This window comes from Ohtaekwangia sp., assembly GCF_036568665.1.
Taxonomy (GTDB): domain Bacteria; phylum Bacteroidota; class Bacteroidia; order Cytophagales; family Cyclobacteriaceae; genus Ohtaekwangia.
Genome location: NZ_DATCSD010000250.1, coordinates 1 through 16,475 on the forward strand (window position 1 = coordinate 1; position 16,475 = coordinate 16,475).

General features: G+C 44.1%; 11 protein-coding genes. 6 read left to right on the forward strand and 5 right to left on the reverse strand.

The features are described from left to right. On the forward strand, positions 1 to 1,315 hold a 1,315-nt coding region (argS, locus tag VIN08_RS13805), incomplete at its 5' end, for an arginine--tRNA ligase (protein ID WP_331966083.1). Positions 1,316 to 1,408: 93 nt separating this feature from the next. Here the strand turns inward: argS and VIN08_RS13810 are convergent. The 3 genes from VIN08_RS13810 to VIN08_RS13820 all read right to left on the reverse strand — a co-directional run bounded on the left by VIN08_RS13810 (position 1,409) and on the right by VIN08_RS13820 (position 4,156). Further along, positions 1,409 to 2,617, reverse strand: coding sequence for a DUF1624 domain-containing protein (locus VIN08_RS13810; RefSeq protein WP_331966086.1), 1,209 nt, complete (start codon positions 2,615 to 2,617; stop codon positions 1,409 to 1,411). Between the two features lie 165 nt (positions 2,618 to 2,782). Beyond that, positions 2,783 to 3,319 (reverse strand): YceI family protein, encoded by a 537-nt coding sequence (locus VIN08_RS13815; RefSeq protein WP_331966088.1) that lies wholly within the window; start codon positions 3,317 to 3,319, stop codon positions 2,783 to 2,785. Between the two features lie 252 nt (positions 3,320 to 3,571). Beyond that, positions 3,572 to 4,156, reverse strand: a complete 585-nt coding sequence (locus VIN08_RS13820) for a Crp/Fnr family transcriptional regulator (protein ID WP_331966090.1) — start codon at positions 4,154 to 4,156, stop codon at positions 3,572 to 3,574. Between the two features lie 142 nt (positions 4,157 to 4,298). Between VIN08_RS13820 and VIN08_RS13825 the strand changes: the two genes are divergently transcribed. The 3 genes from VIN08_RS13825 to VIN08_RS13835 all read left to right on the forward strand — a co-directional run bounded on the left by VIN08_RS13825 (position 4,299) and on the right by VIN08_RS13835 (position 8,541). Beyond that, positions 4,299 to 6,539 carry a tetratricopeptide repeat protein gene (locus tag VIN08_RS13825; protein WP_331966093.1) on the forward strand — a complete coding sequence of 747 codons (2,241 nt, stop codon included), beginning with the start codon at positions 4,299 to 4,301 and terminating at the stop codon, positions 6,537 to 6,539. Positions 6,540 to 6,548: 9 nt separating this feature from the next. Then, a complete protein-coding gene (locus VIN08_RS13830) occupies positions 6,549 to 7,031 on the forward strand; it encodes a YkgJ family cysteine cluster protein (RefSeq protein WP_331966095.1) in 483 nt (160 codons plus the stop codon). A gap of 124 nt (positions 7,032 to 7,155) precedes the next feature. Continuing rightward, entirely contained in the window at positions 7,156 to 8,541 is a 1,386-nt protein-coding gene (locus tag VIN08_RS13835; RefSeq protein ID WP_331966098.1) for a sialate O-acetylesterase, read from the forward strand. Positions 8,542 to 8,620: 79 nt separating this feature from the next. Here the strand turns inward: VIN08_RS13835 and trxA are convergent, their stop codons facing one another. Further along, positions 8,621 to 8,944: a thioredoxin gene (gene trxA, locus VIN08_RS13840; RefSeq protein WP_331966101.1), complete on the reverse strand. Its 324-nt coding sequence runs from the start codon at positions 8,942 to 8,944 to the stop codon at positions 8,621 to 8,623. 154 nt (positions 8,945 to 9,098) lie between these two features. Further along, a complete protein-coding gene (gene dnaE / locus VIN08_RS13845; protein WP_331966104.1) occupies positions 9,099 to 13,289 on the reverse strand; it encodes a DNA polymerase III subunit alpha in 4,191 nt (1,396 codons plus the stop codon). Positions 13,290 to 13,812: 523 nt separating this feature from the next. On the opposite strand from dnaE, the gene VIN08_RS13850 reads away from it, so the two are divergent. Both VIN08_RS13850 and VIN08_RS13855 read left to right on the forward strand, forming a co-directional pair. Further along, complete coding sequence (locus tag VIN08_RS13850; RefSeq protein ID WP_331966107.1) at positions 13,813 to 14,484, forward strand: succinate dehydrogenase cytochrome b subunit; 672 nt, start codon at positions 13,813 to 13,815, stop codon at positions 14,482 to 14,484. A gap of 46 nt (positions 14,485 to 14,530) precedes the next feature. After that, entirely contained in the window at positions 14,531 to 16,468 is a 1,938-nt protein-coding gene (locus VIN08_RS13855) for a fumarate reductase/succinate dehydrogenase flavoprotein subunit (protein WP_331966110.1), read from the forward strand. Positions 16,469 to 16,475: the final 7 nt, after the last annotated feature.

The window sequence follows — 16,475 nt, forward strand, 5'->3', positions numbered from 1 at the left end:
TAACGATCGCGGTATACATATCTGCAAATCGATGGCCGCCTGGAAACTCTTCGGCAACGGAGAAACACCACAGAGCAGTGGCATGAAGGGCGATCACCTGGTGGGTAAATATTATGTGATCTTCGACAAGACCTATAAATCACAGATCAGCGAACTGATAGCAACCGGGCTCAGTGAAGAAGAAGCAGGCAAGCAGGCACCGATCATGCAGCTTGCATCGGAGATGCTTCGCCTGTGGGAACAGAAAGATGCCGAGACTATAGCGCTGTGGAAGACCATGAACGGCTGGGTATACGAAGGCTTCGGTGCTACCTATAAACGCATGGGGGTTGACTTCGAAAAATTATACTACGAGTCTGACACCTACCTCCTCGGCAAAGAGATTGTGATGCAGGGATTGGAGAAAGGTATATTCTTCAAAAAAGAAGATGGCTCTGTATGGGTTGATCTCACATCCGACAAACTCGATCAAAAAGTATTGCTGCGTGCTGATGGTACTTCGGTATATATGACGCAGGATATCGGTACCGCTATACTACGCTTCCAGGATTTCCCGCGCATCTCCGGGCAAGTATATACAGTGGGTAACGAGCAGGAATATCACTTCAAGGTATTATTCCTCATTCTGAATAAACTCGGTTATGACTGGGCAAAGCGTTGCTTCCACTTATCGTATGGCATGGTAGATCTGCCTACCGGTAAAATGAAATCACGCGAGGGTACTGTAGTGGATGCTGACGACCTGATGCAGGAGATGCATGACGAAGCCGAGAAGCAAACACGCGAACTTGGCAAACTGGAAGGTGTAAGCGAAGCCGATGCACAAGCATTGTTCGAGATGATCGGCTTGGGTGCATTGAAATTCTTTTTGCTGAAAGTTGATCCCAAGAAAAGAATGTTGTTCGATCCGAATGAATCTATACAATTGCAGGGATTCACCGGGCCGTTCATTCAATATACCCATGCGCGTATCAAAGCTATATTACGCAAAGCGGAGAGTCTGGGTATACAGGTTAGTGCGAGCGATCTGAAAGCGGTAACAACACTTGAACCAGCCGAGCGTGAAGGCCTGAGCCTGATCAGTTCTTTTGAAAATAAACTGAAAGACGCAGCGAAAGATTATTCACCGGCTATCATTGCCAACTATGCATTTGAAGTAGCCAAAGCTTATAACCAGTTCTATCAAAGTATACCGATCTTCAACGAAGAGAACACAGCCAAACTCAAATTCAGAGTAGCTTTCTCTTATGCCGTGGCCAACGTAATCAAACGCTCCATGAAACTATTGGGTATAGAAGTGCCCGAGCGGATGTGAGGGATTAGAAAATTACAAGATTGTAAGATTGAAAAATTAGAAGATTGAAATAGCCAATTTTACAATCTTCTAATTTTTCAATTTTACAGTTCATCACAAATAGCTGAGCCACGCATGCTGGTGTGTGCTCTTATAGCGATTATACCAGCGACATATCGGGTATAGAAAAATCACCAGGCCAATCCATACCAGGTATACTATACCCAGCGAATAGCCGAAGCCATAGGGAATCCCTCCGAAGTTGTTGTTGCCAAAATGAAAATCCACCTCGCCTAATGATTTACCACTGCCGATCATATAAGAGATCAATGACAGTGTGTGAAGCAAATAGAAATGTAAAATATAGTAGAACAACGGAACGCGGCCGAACACAAGCGCAGGCTTGAGTAATTTTGCTTCCCTGTTATCGAGCCACCACAGAATAAGAAATATAGGTCCCAGCGTCATCAGGGTATATAGCAATGATACCGGGTACTTGGTACAATTGATAAAGCTCAGCAATGTATACACTCCGTTCTTTTGTACACTCCAATGATCAGGATCGCCATAACCATTTATCAATCGCAGTATTACAAACAATACAACGGCACCGATACCCGCCAGCAGCAGTCGCTTTCTGCGTGCAGCCGCATCGAAATCTTTTGTATACCACATTCCTATACTATATCCTACCAGCATGATACCCAGCCAGGGAAACAACGGATAGAACGCCAGCACACCATGTTTATCATCTATCGGCAGGAAGCCGGTTTGGTTCAACACAGCCCACACTGCAAAGCCTGTATCTTCCGGCTTTAATGGGAAAGCATCAAATATATTATGACCAAATACAATGATGAGGCCTATGATACCTACAACCAACTCGGGTAAATATACCAGGGCCGACAGTACAACCATCGATCCTCCCAGTACCCAGATCACCTGCAGGATAATAAAATCATAGTATAGATTGAATAATATGGCAAAGCGTAATACCGTTACCTCGATAAGGATGAGCCACAATCCGCGGGTGAGCAGAAATATAGCGAGCTCTTTTTTCGATTTTCGCTGCAGGCTTATGCGTGCTGCTACACCGGAGAGTAATACAAAGGTTGGTGCGCAGAAGTGTGTGATCCACCGGGTAAGGAACAGCACCGGACTTGTTTTAGCAAGATCGGTTGGTGCATAGAGATTCGCATCGGCATGAAAAAAATCGCGGGTGTGATCGAGCGCCATGATGATCATGATAACGCCCCTCAGAACATCAATGGAAGATACTCGTGGTTTTTCTACAAGCACTCCGTTTGCAATGGTGGTGGTCATACGCAGAGGAATTGGGGTAAACGTTTATACGTTCTCTGCAAGATACAGGTTCACAGTCATTCACCCTTGTTGCTGCACAAATAAGTTTACACCATGAGCCACTATATAAAATAAAAAAAGCTACCCACCAGAGTAGCCTTTCCGACTTGGTTGAACATGTATAGCTTAGCTGGCTTTAGCAAGCTCTATGTTCATGTGAAGCTTCACATCCTCACCTACTACCATCCCTCCTGTTTCTGTCAATGCGCTCCACGCCAGGCCGAAATCTTTACGATTGATCTTGCCGTTCAATTCAAAACCTGCTTTGATATTTCCCCAAGGATCTTTCACCACGCCACCAAAGTCAACATCCAGTGTTACTGGTTTGCTTACACCACGGATGGTAAGCTCGCCAACCAGTTTGTAGTCACTACCGCTCTTTGATACTTTACCATTAAAGGTAATGCTCTTGTGTTGTGCCGCAGAGAAGAAATCATCGCTCTTCAGGTGACCATCGCGATCTGCCTGGTTTGTATCAAGACTATCTACATCAATGCTTAATGATGCTGTAGCATTGCTGAAGTCATCGCTGTCGCTTACAACTTCGCCAGAGAATTTTTTAAACGATCCTGTTACAGTAGAAATCACGAGGTGTTTCACTTTGAATTGAACTTCGCTATGGGTAGGATCAATGGCCCATTTTGTTTGAGTTGCTGTTGCCATGTTTATTTCTTTTTTAAAATTTGATGCTTCAAAGGTATGCCACCCCCACCTCACACCACGTTGAACTAGGTTAAGAAACCATGAAAAGTATCTTGAACCAGATTAAGAAAATAGAAGCAGCAAGCTGAAAGCAAAAGGTAGAAGCGGAAGATTTTCGGCATTTTGAACATCGAACAAGGAACACCGATCAACGAATGTTGAGGGAAAAGACACGCTGTCGTTCTGTTTCCGATAACTTATAACGATTAACACTCAACGGCTCTCCATCAACCTCCTCCGTATCTTGCTCAAAAACTCGGGTGTTATACCCAGGTAAGAAGCTATATACTTGAGTGGAACGTATTGCTCGAGCGATGGATATTTTTCGCGGAAGGATTGATAGCGCTCATCCGCTGCGGCCGAGTAACTTTGAATGATACGATGCTGATGCGTTACCAATGCATTCTGAAACAGCATACGAAAATAACGCTCCAGTCGCGGCCATTTATCCAGCAGATCATCCACACTGGTTTTGGGTAAAAGAATGATTTCAGTATCGGCCAATGCACGAGTAGCATAGATGGAAGGAACACCTTTCGTTATGCTATGCAAGTCCCCCGTCCACCAACCAGCCGTTGCAAACTGAATCACATGATCCACGGCATCTTTGTCGGTGAAGTACGTCATCAGACAACCAGAGCTTACATATATCATATACCGACTTGTATCTCCGCTCTTCTCGGCAAAATCTCCCTGCTTTACAAAATGCGGAAGCAGAATCGAAGTAATGGCTTTCTCTTCTTCTTCGCTGATAGGCACATGCTGCTTTATACTATTTATCAGGGAGGCGGTGTTCATGTTCTGTAAAAATACACCGTTAAATGGAATTCATATTATTCCTGAAAACATTCGTTCAATTTGTTCGTGTAAGGTAGTATACTTTTTAGACCCCGGGATCACCAGCGATCCTGTAGTAATGTACCATAGCAGGCAGAGGAGAATGAAGAACCCCCTATTCAATTCCGCATGTATACTCACATGCATTTCATTGTTTTCTTTTTTAGCGGTTGCAGCGCAAAGTAAAACCGACAGTCTCGAAACACTTCTGAAAAAATTACCGGCCGACACTATCCGCGTTAATATATTGATCGACCTGGCACGCGAGCAATACCGAGGCGGAGATACTCGCACATCGCTGCAAACCTCCGCAGCGGCACGCAGCCTCGCACAACACCTGGGCTATACGAAAGGCATTGGCGATGCGGGATTAGTTGCCGGCTATGCGCACATTCGAAACAGTGAGTACGACAGTGCACTTCGTGAATTTGACAAAGCACAAACTATATTCAACGCTATCCACTATACTATAGGGCTGGCCCGTGCAGAAAAATTTATCGGACAAGCGTATGAATTTAAGTCTGATTATAACGAGGCGCTGCGTCACTACAATCGTTCGCTGGAACTATATAAAAACACGAGCGATCAGGAAGGCCTGGCTTCTATACTAAACAGCATCGGTATAAATTACTTCAATCACGGCAGCTACGAAATTGCGCTCGACTATTATTTTCAATCGCTCAAGATCAGTGAGTCTATTCACAGCGATCGTGTTATCGGCTCTACACTCAACAACATGGGAGTAGTATACCAGGAACTTCAACAGCCTAAAGAAGCACTATATTATTACAGGCGATACCTGGAGCACATGAAGCGCATCGGCAACAAATCTACCATTGCTTTTGCCATGACCAACGTGGGCGGTATACTCACCGTAATGAAGCGCGATCGTGAAGCAAAAGAATATCTTGAAAAAGCATTGAAGGTACAGGAAGAGATTCAGGATCGCAGAGGGATCATCTACTCGTTATGTTTCATGGCCGATATATACCGGCACGAAAGTAAATTTATTCTGGCGGAGAAAAATTATACCCGCTCACTTATACTGGCGGATGAGATCCAAGACCAGGAGATATCACTCAATCCAATAGAAGGATTAAGCCAGCTATATATACTGCAGCGCAAATTTCAGGAAGCCGATATGTACCTCGATCGTTGGAAACAAGTAGCACAAAGCCTGGGTACACAAGGTTGGCTCGAACAAAATTACCTGATCCGTTCGCGCCTTGATTCTGCGCGTGGCAATTTTAATGAAGCATATGCTTCTTACAAACGTTATACATTTTTGAAAGACAGTTTATTTGACATACGAAAGAGTCAGCAGATAGCCGCGGTGCGAGGTTTATACGAAACCGAGCGAAAAGATAAAAAGATACAATCTTTAAGCGATGCCCGAAAGATGGAAGCCCTGCAACGCGCCAGCGACCGAAAGTTCTTTATTACTGCTATCGGTATATTTATACTGATCGTACTCGGCATGCTATACTGGCTGCGACATAAAATGAAAACGGAGCGATTACTCACACAACAAAAAGAAGAGATATCGCGCACCAACGAAGAGATGCGTGTCTTACTGGAAAAGATCGAACACCAGAACCAGATGCTGGCCGCCAAGAATGAAAGCCTTGAAGATCTTCACCTGGAGAAAGACGGGATGATTGGTGTAGTGGCACATGATCTGCGAAGTCCGTTGAATAAAGTGGTTGGTCTTGCCAGTGTGGTGGAACTCTCCGGCTCGCTCAACACCGAACAACAAGACATGCTGAACCGGATGCGTGCAGTTTGCCAGGACGGTAATGCATTGATACAAGATTTAATGGAGATCAATAAGATTGAAGATCCCAACCGCGAGCTTCGTGCAGAGTATATAGATGTTCAGCAATTTATAAATGAATTGATCAGCAACTATCGCACACAGCTTGATCAGAAGCAGATCACACTCCGAAGTATAGTTGAGCCTGAGTCAATCACGTCATCGCTATATATGGATCCGGTTTGCCTTGTGCGTATACTGGATAACCTGTTAACCAACGCCATCAAGTTCTCTCCTGCTGGAAAAGTTATTTCTGTTATCGTGCAGTCGTTCAACGAGCAGATTACTATCACCATCAACGATGAAGGACCGGGGTTTCATCCCAGCGATCTGCCGCATCTGTTCAAGAAATTCAAAAAATTATCGGCAAGGCCTACCGCGGGAGAAAGCTCTACAGGATTAGGTCTGTCGATCGTTAAAGCACTCGTCAATAAAACCGGTGGCACTATAGAAGTAGCCAGCGAATGGGGTAAAGGCGCTTCTTTTAAACTTACTTTTCCGGTAGCTGTAAATAATACAGTTCCTGCTTAATTTTGTGTCATGGACTTACAGCAATTCAAAGTCGTGGCGCAGCAACGTGATAAGGAGAACAAAAAGTTTCTGCTGAGCCTGAAGAAGAAAGATCCGCGTGTGGTAGACGATGTATTTCATGATGTACACGAAACCGTGTTTGAAGAAACTGATTGTCTCACGTGTGCTAACTGCTGTAAAACCACCAGTCCTATATTTTATCAAACCGACATTGAGCGTGTAGCCAAGGCGCTGCGCATGAAGCCGGGCGACTTTATTGAGAAGTACCTGCGCATTGATGAAGACAAAGATTATATTTTGAAATCCTCTCCGTGTCCTTTTCTTGACGCGGAAAATTACTGTGTGGTCTACGAAGATCGCCCCAAGGCCTGCCGTGAATATCCTCACACAGATCGTAAAAAAATGGTGCAGATCATGGAATTAACGCACAAAAACACGCTCGTATGTCCTGCTGTACTCGAAATGGTAGAGCGTCTTAAAAAAGTTTTCTGATTTTTTTTCGTTTAGCTTTCTGGTGACTTTTAAATACTTTCGGACTTCAAACCAAATAACACGGGTTGAAGGAACGAAAATATAGCGAGCGTTTACCTTCATCCTGTAAAACAGTAAAACCATTATGAAAAGGATCTTTGTATTCCTGTTTAGTGTAGCATGTATAGCTTCGGCCGAAGCACAGCTCCGGCTTCCTTCGCTCTTTGACAACCACATGATATTGCAGCAGCAATCTCCCATACCGATCTGGGGATGGTCACATCCATCGCAAGACATTACGATTCATGTAAGCTGGGACACTACTACGATCAAAACCAAGTCTGATAACACTACCTATTGGAGTGCTACACTCTATACACCGCCTGCCAGTAACAAACCCTATACTATCACGATCCAGGCCGGAGGAGAACAACGTGTGCTGCAGGATGTATTGGTCGGAGAAGTATGGCTCTGCTCCGGGCAATCGAACATGGAATGGAGTATGGAAAATTCCGCAGATGGCAAGCAGGCTATGGCACAAGCCAACGATCCGGCTATCCGCCTTTTTCATGTCAGTAAATCAGCAGCCTCTTTTCCGCAGGTACATGGCGAAGGCACGTGGAGAGTATGCACTCCTGAAAGTGTAAAATACTTTAGCGCTGTAGGATATTTCTTTGCCAAGAAACTTCAGCAGAACTTAAATATACCGGTGGGATTGATCAATGCCAGTTGGGGTGGAACACCTGCTGAAACCTGGACACCGGAAGAGATTATCAATGCAGATGCTACTTTGAAAGCAGCTGCCGATAAACAAGGAGACGACAGACCATGGTGCCCGTCCAGGCCAGGCGTTGTATTTAACGCTATGATCAACCCGATCATTCCATTCCGTATTGCTGGTACGTTGTGGTATCAGGGTGAAAGTAACACCGGTACACCGGAGACTTATAAACAATTGATGGAAGCGATGGTTGCCTCGTGGCGCAAGGAGTTTCTGAATGAGTTTCCGTTTTACTATGTACAGATAGCACCTTATGCCGATTATGGCGGAGAAGGTGGTGTATTGCTTCGCGAACAACAAGTCAAGATGTTGCAGATTCCGAACAGCGGTCTCGTAGTAATCTCTGACCTGGTTGAAAACGTAAAAGATATACATCCGAAATTCAAGAAGCCTGTTGGTGAACGCCTCGCGAACCTGGCATTGACTGACACCTATGGCAAAAAAGATATAGCTTCTAAAAGTCCGCTATATAAAGCGATGAAGATTGAGAAGGGAAAGATCAGAATAACATTTGATCATGTACCTAACGGATTGATCTCGAAAGGTGGAGAGCCTACAGAGTTTCAGATTGCAGGCGAAGACAAGAAGTTTTATCCTGCTAAAGCAAAGATAGAAGGCAGCTCGGTAATTGTATCCGCCAAAGAAGTAAAGAACCCGACTTCTGTTCGGTTTGGCTGGAGCAATGCTTCTATGCCTAATCTGTTCAGCAAGGAAGGGTTACCAGTTCCAAGTTTCAGAACGGATAATTAAATACTCAACGAATAGGTTAAAAACAGTAAATGCCAGCGAAGTTTCACTGGCATTTATATTTATGCTAAAGCATTGTTCATTAAGCTACCTGAGCAGCAAGTTTCTGCGCTAAAACTGATTTGGGTACTGCGCCAACTTGTTTGTCAACAATTTGACCTCCTTTGAAAACGAGCAGAGTCGGAATGCTACGAACACCAAAGCGTGCTGTTACAGAAGGATTTTCATCAACATTCAGTTTGCCAATAACGGCCTTGCCATCGTAGTCGCCAGCCAGTTCTTCTACAACCGGGCCGATCATTTTACAAGGACCACACCATTCGGCCCAAAAATCAACTAATACAGGCTTATCAGAGTTAATGATCTGATCGAAATTAGCATCGGTAAGTTCTATTGCTTTTCCCATTTTCGTATATAATTAAAAGTTTTTAAGTTCTTTTTTTATCGTATCTACTAAGCCAAACGCAAAGGTAATCTTATTAGTTCAAGGTTCAAGACGTTCGAAGTTCAGTGTTTAAAGTTCCAGGTTCAGGCTCCTGAGTTCAAACGTTTCAGGTTTATCAAAACACTACTTCTACTTCCAACTCGCCTGCTTTCTTCATCATCTTTACCATGTCGTTAACCGGGTTCACGCGGAACCTGCGTGATATCAGGTCTAGATATATGTTCTCCTGTTCATCGCGGATCTTGAGATAAAGCGGAGTGTTGCCTGCGTATTCCTGACAGATGCCCTCGATCTTTCCTATAAGGTCTTTGGTTATCTCGCGCGAATTAACTTTTAACTGAACGCCTTTACTTCGCTTGATCCCGATCTCATTCAACAGATCTATATTTCTGATCTTAAACTCTACGTTCTGTTGACCCCAATTATTTTTTACTACAGCACCTTCTATAAACAAAAACCACCCGGTGTTCATAAAGTTTTTAAACTTCAGGTAGTCTTCACCAAAGAGCACAAAGCTATAATTACCGTTATAGTCTTCCAGCGTGAATTTACCGAAGGGCTTACCCGTTTTGGTAGTACGATGCTCCACCAACGAAACTATACCTCCCAGCTTCAACTCTCTTCCGAGTAGCGGATCGAGCTCACTTAACTGACTGCATGATATAGTACAGAATTTATCTATCTCGAATTTGAAATTATCCAGCGGGTGGCCGGATATATATATACCTACAACTTCTTTCTCAAGGTTGAGTTTTTCAATTTCACTGAAGGGCTCTATAAAATCGATCTTCGGTTTAGGCATCACCGCGCCTGAACCTCCACCGAATAAACTTGCCTGTGCACTCTGTTCTTCCTGTTGTGTCTTGGCAGCATACTTGATTGCTTTTTCCAACAGGTTGATGTCTCCATCTTTTGCAAAAACATATTGCCTGCGATGTATACCCTGGAAGCAATCGAATGCTCCGGATAATGCTAAACATTCAAATGTTTTTTTGTTGACTGACCGCTGGCTAACACGCTTGGCAAATTCAAATATATCTTCGAATGGTCCGCGTGCATCACGTTCCTGAATGATAGCCTCTACAGCAGCTTCACCGGCACCTTTTATAGCACCCAATCCAAAACGTATCTCTCCGGCTTTATTTACTTCGAAGAATACACCCGATTCATTTACGTGTGGTCCTAATACTTTCAGGCCCAGGCTCCGGCATTCTTCAATGTGGAATGTAACACTCTCTAGATTGCTCTGCGAGTGTGTTAACACAGCCGCCATATACTCTGCCGGATAATTGGCTTTAAGATAAGCTGTATGATACGCTACCAGCGAGTAACACGTAGAGTGCGATTTGTTAAATGCATACTGTGCAAAGGCTTCCCAGTCGGTCCATATCTTTTCGCATATTTCTTTAGCATGTCCGCGCTCAGCGCACCCTTTGATGAATTTATCTTTCATCTTATCGAGTACAGCCTTTTGCTTTTTACCCATTGCCTTACGAAGCACATCGGCATCACCTTTACTAAAGCCTGCCAACTTCTGCGAGAGCAACATCACCTGCTCTTGGTATACTGTAATACCATACGTTTCAGCCAGGAACTCTTCCATCTCCGCCAAATCGTATTTGATGGGCTCGCGACCATGCTTACGATTTACGAAGGCAGGTATATATTCCATTGGGCCCGGACGATACAGAGCGTTCATGGCAATAAGGTCTTCAAATTTATCGGGCTTTAACTGACGCAGATATTTCTGCATCCCCAAACTTTCAAACTGGAACGTTCCGCCCGTCTCACCCCGCTGAAATAGTTGATACGTCTTTACATCATCCAGTGGTATAGCATCTACATCGATCGTTATACCGTGGCTCTTCTTTACATTGCGTATAGCTGTATTGATAATCGATAAGGTTGTGAGCCCGAGAAAGTCCATCTTCAACAGACCGGCACTCTCCACCACGCTGTTATCAAACTGTGTTACCAGCATGTCAGAATCTTTCGCTACCGACATCGGTACAAACTTGGTCAGATCATCCGGAGTAATAATTACCCCGCAGGCGTGTGTACCGGTGCTTCGAACGGAGCCTTCCAATACCAGTGCCTGTTTCAATACATCGGCACGCAGATCTGATCCTTTCTTTATATCCGCGAGTTCTTTTACTTCTTCAATCGCAGCATCAAGCGATGTACCCGGCTTCTCCGGAATCATCTTTGCGAGCAAGTTGGAATCTGCCAACGGAAGTTCCATCACTCGCGCACAATCGCGAATGGATGACTTCGCTGCCATGGTACCATACGTGATGATCTGTGCTACCTGTGTTTTACCATACTTCTCGATCACATAACGCAATACACGATCGCGTCCTTCATCATCAAAGTCAATATCAATATCGGGAAGTGATACACGATCCGGATTCAAGAAACGCTCAAAGAGCAAATCGTATTTGATCGGGTCTACGTTTGTTATACCTATACAATAGGCAACAGCAGAGCCTGCAGCAGAACCACGACCAGGACCAACCGATACACCCATCTCGCGTGCCTTCGAAGTAAAGTCCTGCACAATGAGGAAGTAACCCGGATAACCCGTTTTCTGAATCGTTTCTAATTCAAAGTCAAGGCGATCCTGTATCTGCTTTGTAATCTCAGTATATTTCTTGCGCGCGCCTTCGTATGTGAGGTGGCGCAGGTATTCATCTTCTGTATTAAACTCTTTCGGTATATCAAATTTAGGCAGCAATACATTTCGATCGAGTTTATAGCTTTCGATCTTATCCAATATCTCGCTTATGGTTTCAATCGCCTGCGGTAAATCGCGGAAGATAGATTTCATTTCTTCCTGCGACTTATAATAGTATTCTGTATTGGATAATCCATAGCGATGCCCGCGACCATAACCGATTGGTGTAGACTTGAACTCGCCTTCTTTTATACACAGCAATACATCGTGTGCGTTGGCTTCTTCTTTATCGAGGTAATACGATTCATTTGCTGCGAAATATTTTACGCCATGCTTCTCGGCAAAGCGAAGCAATACTTCATTCACGTGATCTTCTTCCGGTATACCGTGGCGATTCAGTTCTACATAAAAATCTTCGCCAAATAAATTATGCCACCACTTGAATGCTTCCTCTGCCTGTTTCTCACCAACGTTCAGTATAAGGTGCGGCACCTCACTTCCAAGGCCTCCGGTTACAGCAATGAGGTTGGATTTATACTCTTCCACCAATGCTTTATCGATGCGTGGATATATACCATACAATCCTTCTATGAAAGCATAAGAGCTCAACTTCGCCAGATTATGATAGCCATCTTTATTCTTGGCAATTAACACCTGATTATAGCGCTTGTCCGGATTGTCTTTGGTAAACTTCAGCTTCTTGCGTTCATCCGCTATATAAAACTCACAACCTACTATCGGCTTCAATTCATGGTTCAGTGCCTCGCGCACAAACTTGAATGCACCATACATGTTACCTAAATCGGTAAGTGCAACGGCCGGCATGTTCAATGCCTTTGCTTTTGCCACCATCGACTTAATATCAGGTGTTGCCTGTAATACGGAATATTGCGAGTGTGCATGCAGATGAACAAAAGGCTTGTCGGTCATTACAAGCGGCTCATCCGTCAACGAATAGGTAGTACCTTTTTTCTTTTCTTTCTTAGCGAAGTTGGCCTCATCCAGGTTCGGCTCTTCATATTCGATAACATCAAACGGAGTTTCATCAAAAGGCTTTACTACCTTTTGTTTGATTAGCCCAAAATAGCATCGTGCAGTCGCGGCCACATCGTAGGCAGCATCGTGTGCATCACCAAAGTCTTTACCGAAAAGTTTTGTGTGCAACTCAATGAGCCGTGGCATTTTCAGACGACCACCTATACCTCCGCTCAATTGACAAAACTCGGTGGAGGCTATACCGGTATCAACTTTATCAAGGTTGGTGAATTGCTCGGGCGCTAAACTCTTTCGAATAAATTCAGCACCGATAATATTGATATCGAACTCAATGTTATGGCCAACGAGCACCGATGTTTTAGAAAGATCCTGGATAAACGTACCCAGCACGGTAAAGAGATCTTGCCCCTCGGCCAGCGCACGCTTGGTTGATATACCGTGTATCTGTTCGGCCTTATAGGGTATATCAAACCCTTCCGGCTTCACTATATAGTTGTGATTGGAGAGCAGCTTTCCTTTACTGTCGTGCAACTGCCAGGCTATCTGTACAAGCCTGGGCCAGTTATCGAGATCAGTTATAGGCGCAGTCTTATTATGCGGAATACCTGTGGTTTCCGTATCAAAGATCAAATACATCCGTCAATAATGAGTTAGTGGTTGTTGTGTACAAAGTTACTTCATCAAAAAAATTTTCCGCTATCGAAAATGAGTCAAAGCACTAATAATGATGAACAGTTTTTTACTTAATAAGTGCCCTGCATAACTACTTCATCTGATGATCTTCATATCCATAATTGGGAATTTTATTCAAGAATGACTCTAAGAATTGAAACTATTAATCAACTTATAATCCATTAAAAATCTGTTTATCAGCATCTTAATATTTTAGGCTTGATTATTGGCCACCTGCTAAAGAAGATTTTTTATTTATGGATCGCTTGTGGAAGTACTTAACCCGTTTTGTGCGTAAAGAATGGTTTTTGTTAATAGCCGTGGTAGTAATCGCGCTTATCGTTCTTCTCTTTGAACTGCTGCTTTAGCTTTCGTAAAAAGTGTTCCTTCACTTCTCTATTTAGAATTTTTATAAAGTAAACTTAGCTTTGGTGAAATAGGCTTTGGGAAGTATTTTTCGCAAAAATTCTACAAGGCACAATTAACTATGAATTGGTTCACCAAAATTCTTACGAGTTCACTCGGTAAGAAATTCGTAATGGCGCTCACCGGATTATTTCTGATCAGTTTCCTGGTAGTTCACTGCACCATTAACGCGATGATTTTCTTTAATGATGGCGGTGCCACCTTTAGCTACTGGGGGCACTTTATGGGAACAAACGCCATTATCCGAACTTTAGAAATCGGATTGATCATTGGATTTCTGCTGCACATCTATGAAGGCTTACTACTCTGGAAGCAAAACCGTAGCGCACGCCCGGTTAAATATAGTTATGTAAAGCACCCGGAGAAAAGTAAATGGTATAGCAGAAGCATGGGCCTGCTCGGCACACTCATCCTGTTATTCCTGATCATGCATACCTCGCACTTCTGGATTCCCAACCGCACACATCAGTTTGTAGAAGGCGAAGAGTTACCACTCTATCAAATGATGCTGGATATATTTCAGAATCCGCTAATAGTAGTGTTCTATCTTATTGGATGTTTCTCACTCTTCTGGCATTTGCTTCACGGTTTTAAAAGCGCATTCCAGTCACTGGGTCTGAACCACGTGAAATACAACAAGACAATCTCCTTTGTCGGCACGGCCTTCTCTATCGTAGTGCCATTCATTTTCGCACTGATGCCGATCGCCATTTATTTCAAGTGGATTCAATAAGTATTCAAGACGATATAACAGATAGATAGTTCTCAAACAAAAAGATATGGCTGCACTTGATTCCAAAATTCCGACCGGCCCCCTGGCCGAGAAGTGGAGTAACTATAAAGAACATGCAAAGCTGGTAAACCCGGCCAATAAACGTAAGGTAGAAGTAATTGTAGTAGGTACAGGACTTGCCGGTGCATCTGCAGCAGCAACACTGGCAGAACTGGGATATAAAGTAAAGGCGTTCTGCTTTCAGGATTCACCAAGACGTGCGCACTCTATTGCAGCACAAGGTGGTATAAACGCAGCAAAGAATTACAAGAACGATGGCGACTCTGTCTATCGTTTATTTTATGATACTATTAAAGGTGGCGACTTCCGCGCACGCGAAGCCAATGTATACCGACTGGCAGATGTATCCAGAAATATCATCGACCAGTGCGTAGCTCAAGGTGTACCTTTCGCACGTGAGTACGGTGGCTTGCTGGACAACCGTTCTTTTGGTGGAGCGCAGGTATCGCGTACGTTTTATGCCCGCGGACAAACCGGACAACAATTGTTGTTAGGTGCATACGGTGCATTGGAGCGGCAGATCGGATTAGGAAATGTAACGATGTATAACCGTCATGAGATGGTAGAAGTCGTGACCATCGATGGTAAAGCGCGTGGTATCATTGCGCGCAACCTCATCACTGGTAAACTGGAGCGTTACTTCTCGCATGCAGTAATTCTTGCAACGGGTGGATATGGTAACGTATTCTTCCTTTCTACCAACGCGATGGGTAGCAACGTAACAGCAGCGTGGAAGGCGCACAAGAAAGGTGCATATTTCGCGAACCCTTGCTATACACAAATTCACCCGACCTGTATACCGGTAACGGGCGACTATCAATCCAAGCTTACGCTGATGTCAGAGTCATTGCGTAACGATGGTCGCGTGTGGGTGCCTAAAACAAAAGAAGATGCCAAAGCTATTCGCGAAGGCAAAAAGAAGCCGGAAGACATTAAAGAAGAGGATCGCGACTATTACCTCGAAAGAAAATACCCATCCTACGGAAACTTGTGTCCGCGTGATATAGCATCACGTGCTGCAAAAGAAGCATGCGATGATGGAAGAGGTATAGTACCATCCGGCTTCGGAGTATTTCTCGATTTCGCAGATGCTATCAAGCGCCTGGGTATAGATGTAGTAAAAGCTCGTTATGGCGAATTGTTCCCGATGTATCAGAACATTACCAACGAAGATCCTCTCAAGACACCAATGAAGATATACCCTGCGGTACACTATACCATGGGAGGTCTTTGGGTAGATTATGAATTAATGACCAGCATTAAAGGTTTGTACTGTTTAGGTGAAGCTAACTTCAGCGATCACGGTGCTAACCGCCTCGGTGCTTCCGCTTTGATGCAGGGATTGGCTGACGGATACTTCGTAATTCCATATACCATCGGTAACTATTTATCAGGTGAAATATTTACGAAGCCCATACCAACCGATCATCCTGCTTTTGTAGAGGCAGAGAAAGAAGTACAGACACGCTCTGAAAAACTGATCAACATCAAAGGAAAGAAAACTGTTGATGACCTGCACAAGCAGTTAGGCAAGATCATGTGGGAGTATTGTGGTATGGCCCGCACGGCAGAAGGCCTGACGAAGGCGAGAAAGATGATCCAGGATTTACGCAAGGAATTTTGGAGCGATGTAAATATACCGGGTACGCTGAATGAGTTTAATCCTGAGTTCGATAAAGCCGGCCGCGTTGCTGACTTCATTGAATTAGGTGAACTGATGGTGATCGATGCGCTGAACAGAAATGAATCCTGTGGTGGTCACTTCCGTGAAGAATACCAGGAACAAGGCGAAGCAAAACGCGATGATGCGAACTACGCTTATGTAGCAGCATGGGAACACACTTCGGTTGATTCCGATCCTGTGATGCACAAGGAGTCTTTGGTTTACGAGAACATTGAAATGCAAGTAAGAAGCTATAAATAATAAGGGA

What these genes read in the sequence shown, in the direction of transcription:
- dnaE (WP_331966104.1), bottom strand. Translation starts at nt 13,289, where the DNA reads ATGTATTTGATCTTTGATACGGAAACCACAGGTATTCCGCATAATAAG.
- VIN08_RS13830 (WP_331966095.1), top strand. Translation starts at nt 6,549, where the DNA reads ATGGACTTACAGCAATTCAAAGTCGTGGCGCAGCAACGTGATAAGGAG.
- VIN08_RS13820 (WP_331966090.1), bottom strand. Translation starts at nt 4,156, where the DNA reads ATGAACACCGCCTCCCTGATAAATAGTATAAAGCAGCATGTGCCTATC.
- VIN08_RS13850 (WP_331966107.1), top strand. Translation starts at nt 13,813, where the DNA reads ATGAATTGGTTCACCAAAATTCTTACGAGTTCACTCGGTAAGAAATTC.
- trxA (WP_331966101.1), bottom strand. Translation starts at nt 8,944, where the DNA reads ATGGGAAAAGCAATAGAACTTACCGATGCTAATTTCGATCAGATCATT.
- VIN08_RS13810 (WP_331966086.1), bottom strand. Translation starts at nt 2,617, where the DNA reads ATGACCACCACCATTGCAAACGGAGTGCTTGTAGAAAAACCACGAGTA.
- VIN08_RS13855 (WP_331966110.1), top strand. Translation starts at nt 14,531, where the DNA reads ATGGCTGCACTTGATTCCAAAATTCCGACCGGCCCCCTGGCCGAGAAG.
- VIN08_RS13825 (WP_331966093.1), top strand. Translation starts at nt 4,299, where the DNA reads ATGAAGAACCCCCTATTCAATTCCGCATGTATACTCACATGCATTTCA.
- VIN08_RS13815 (WP_331966088.1), bottom strand. Translation starts at nt 3,319, where the DNA reads ATGGCAACAGCAACTCAAACAAAATGGGCCATTGATCCTACCCATAGC.
- VIN08_RS13835 (WP_331966098.1), top strand. Translation starts at nt 7,156, where the DNA reads ATGAAAAGGATCTTTGTATTCCTGTTTAGTGTAGCATGTATAGCTTCG.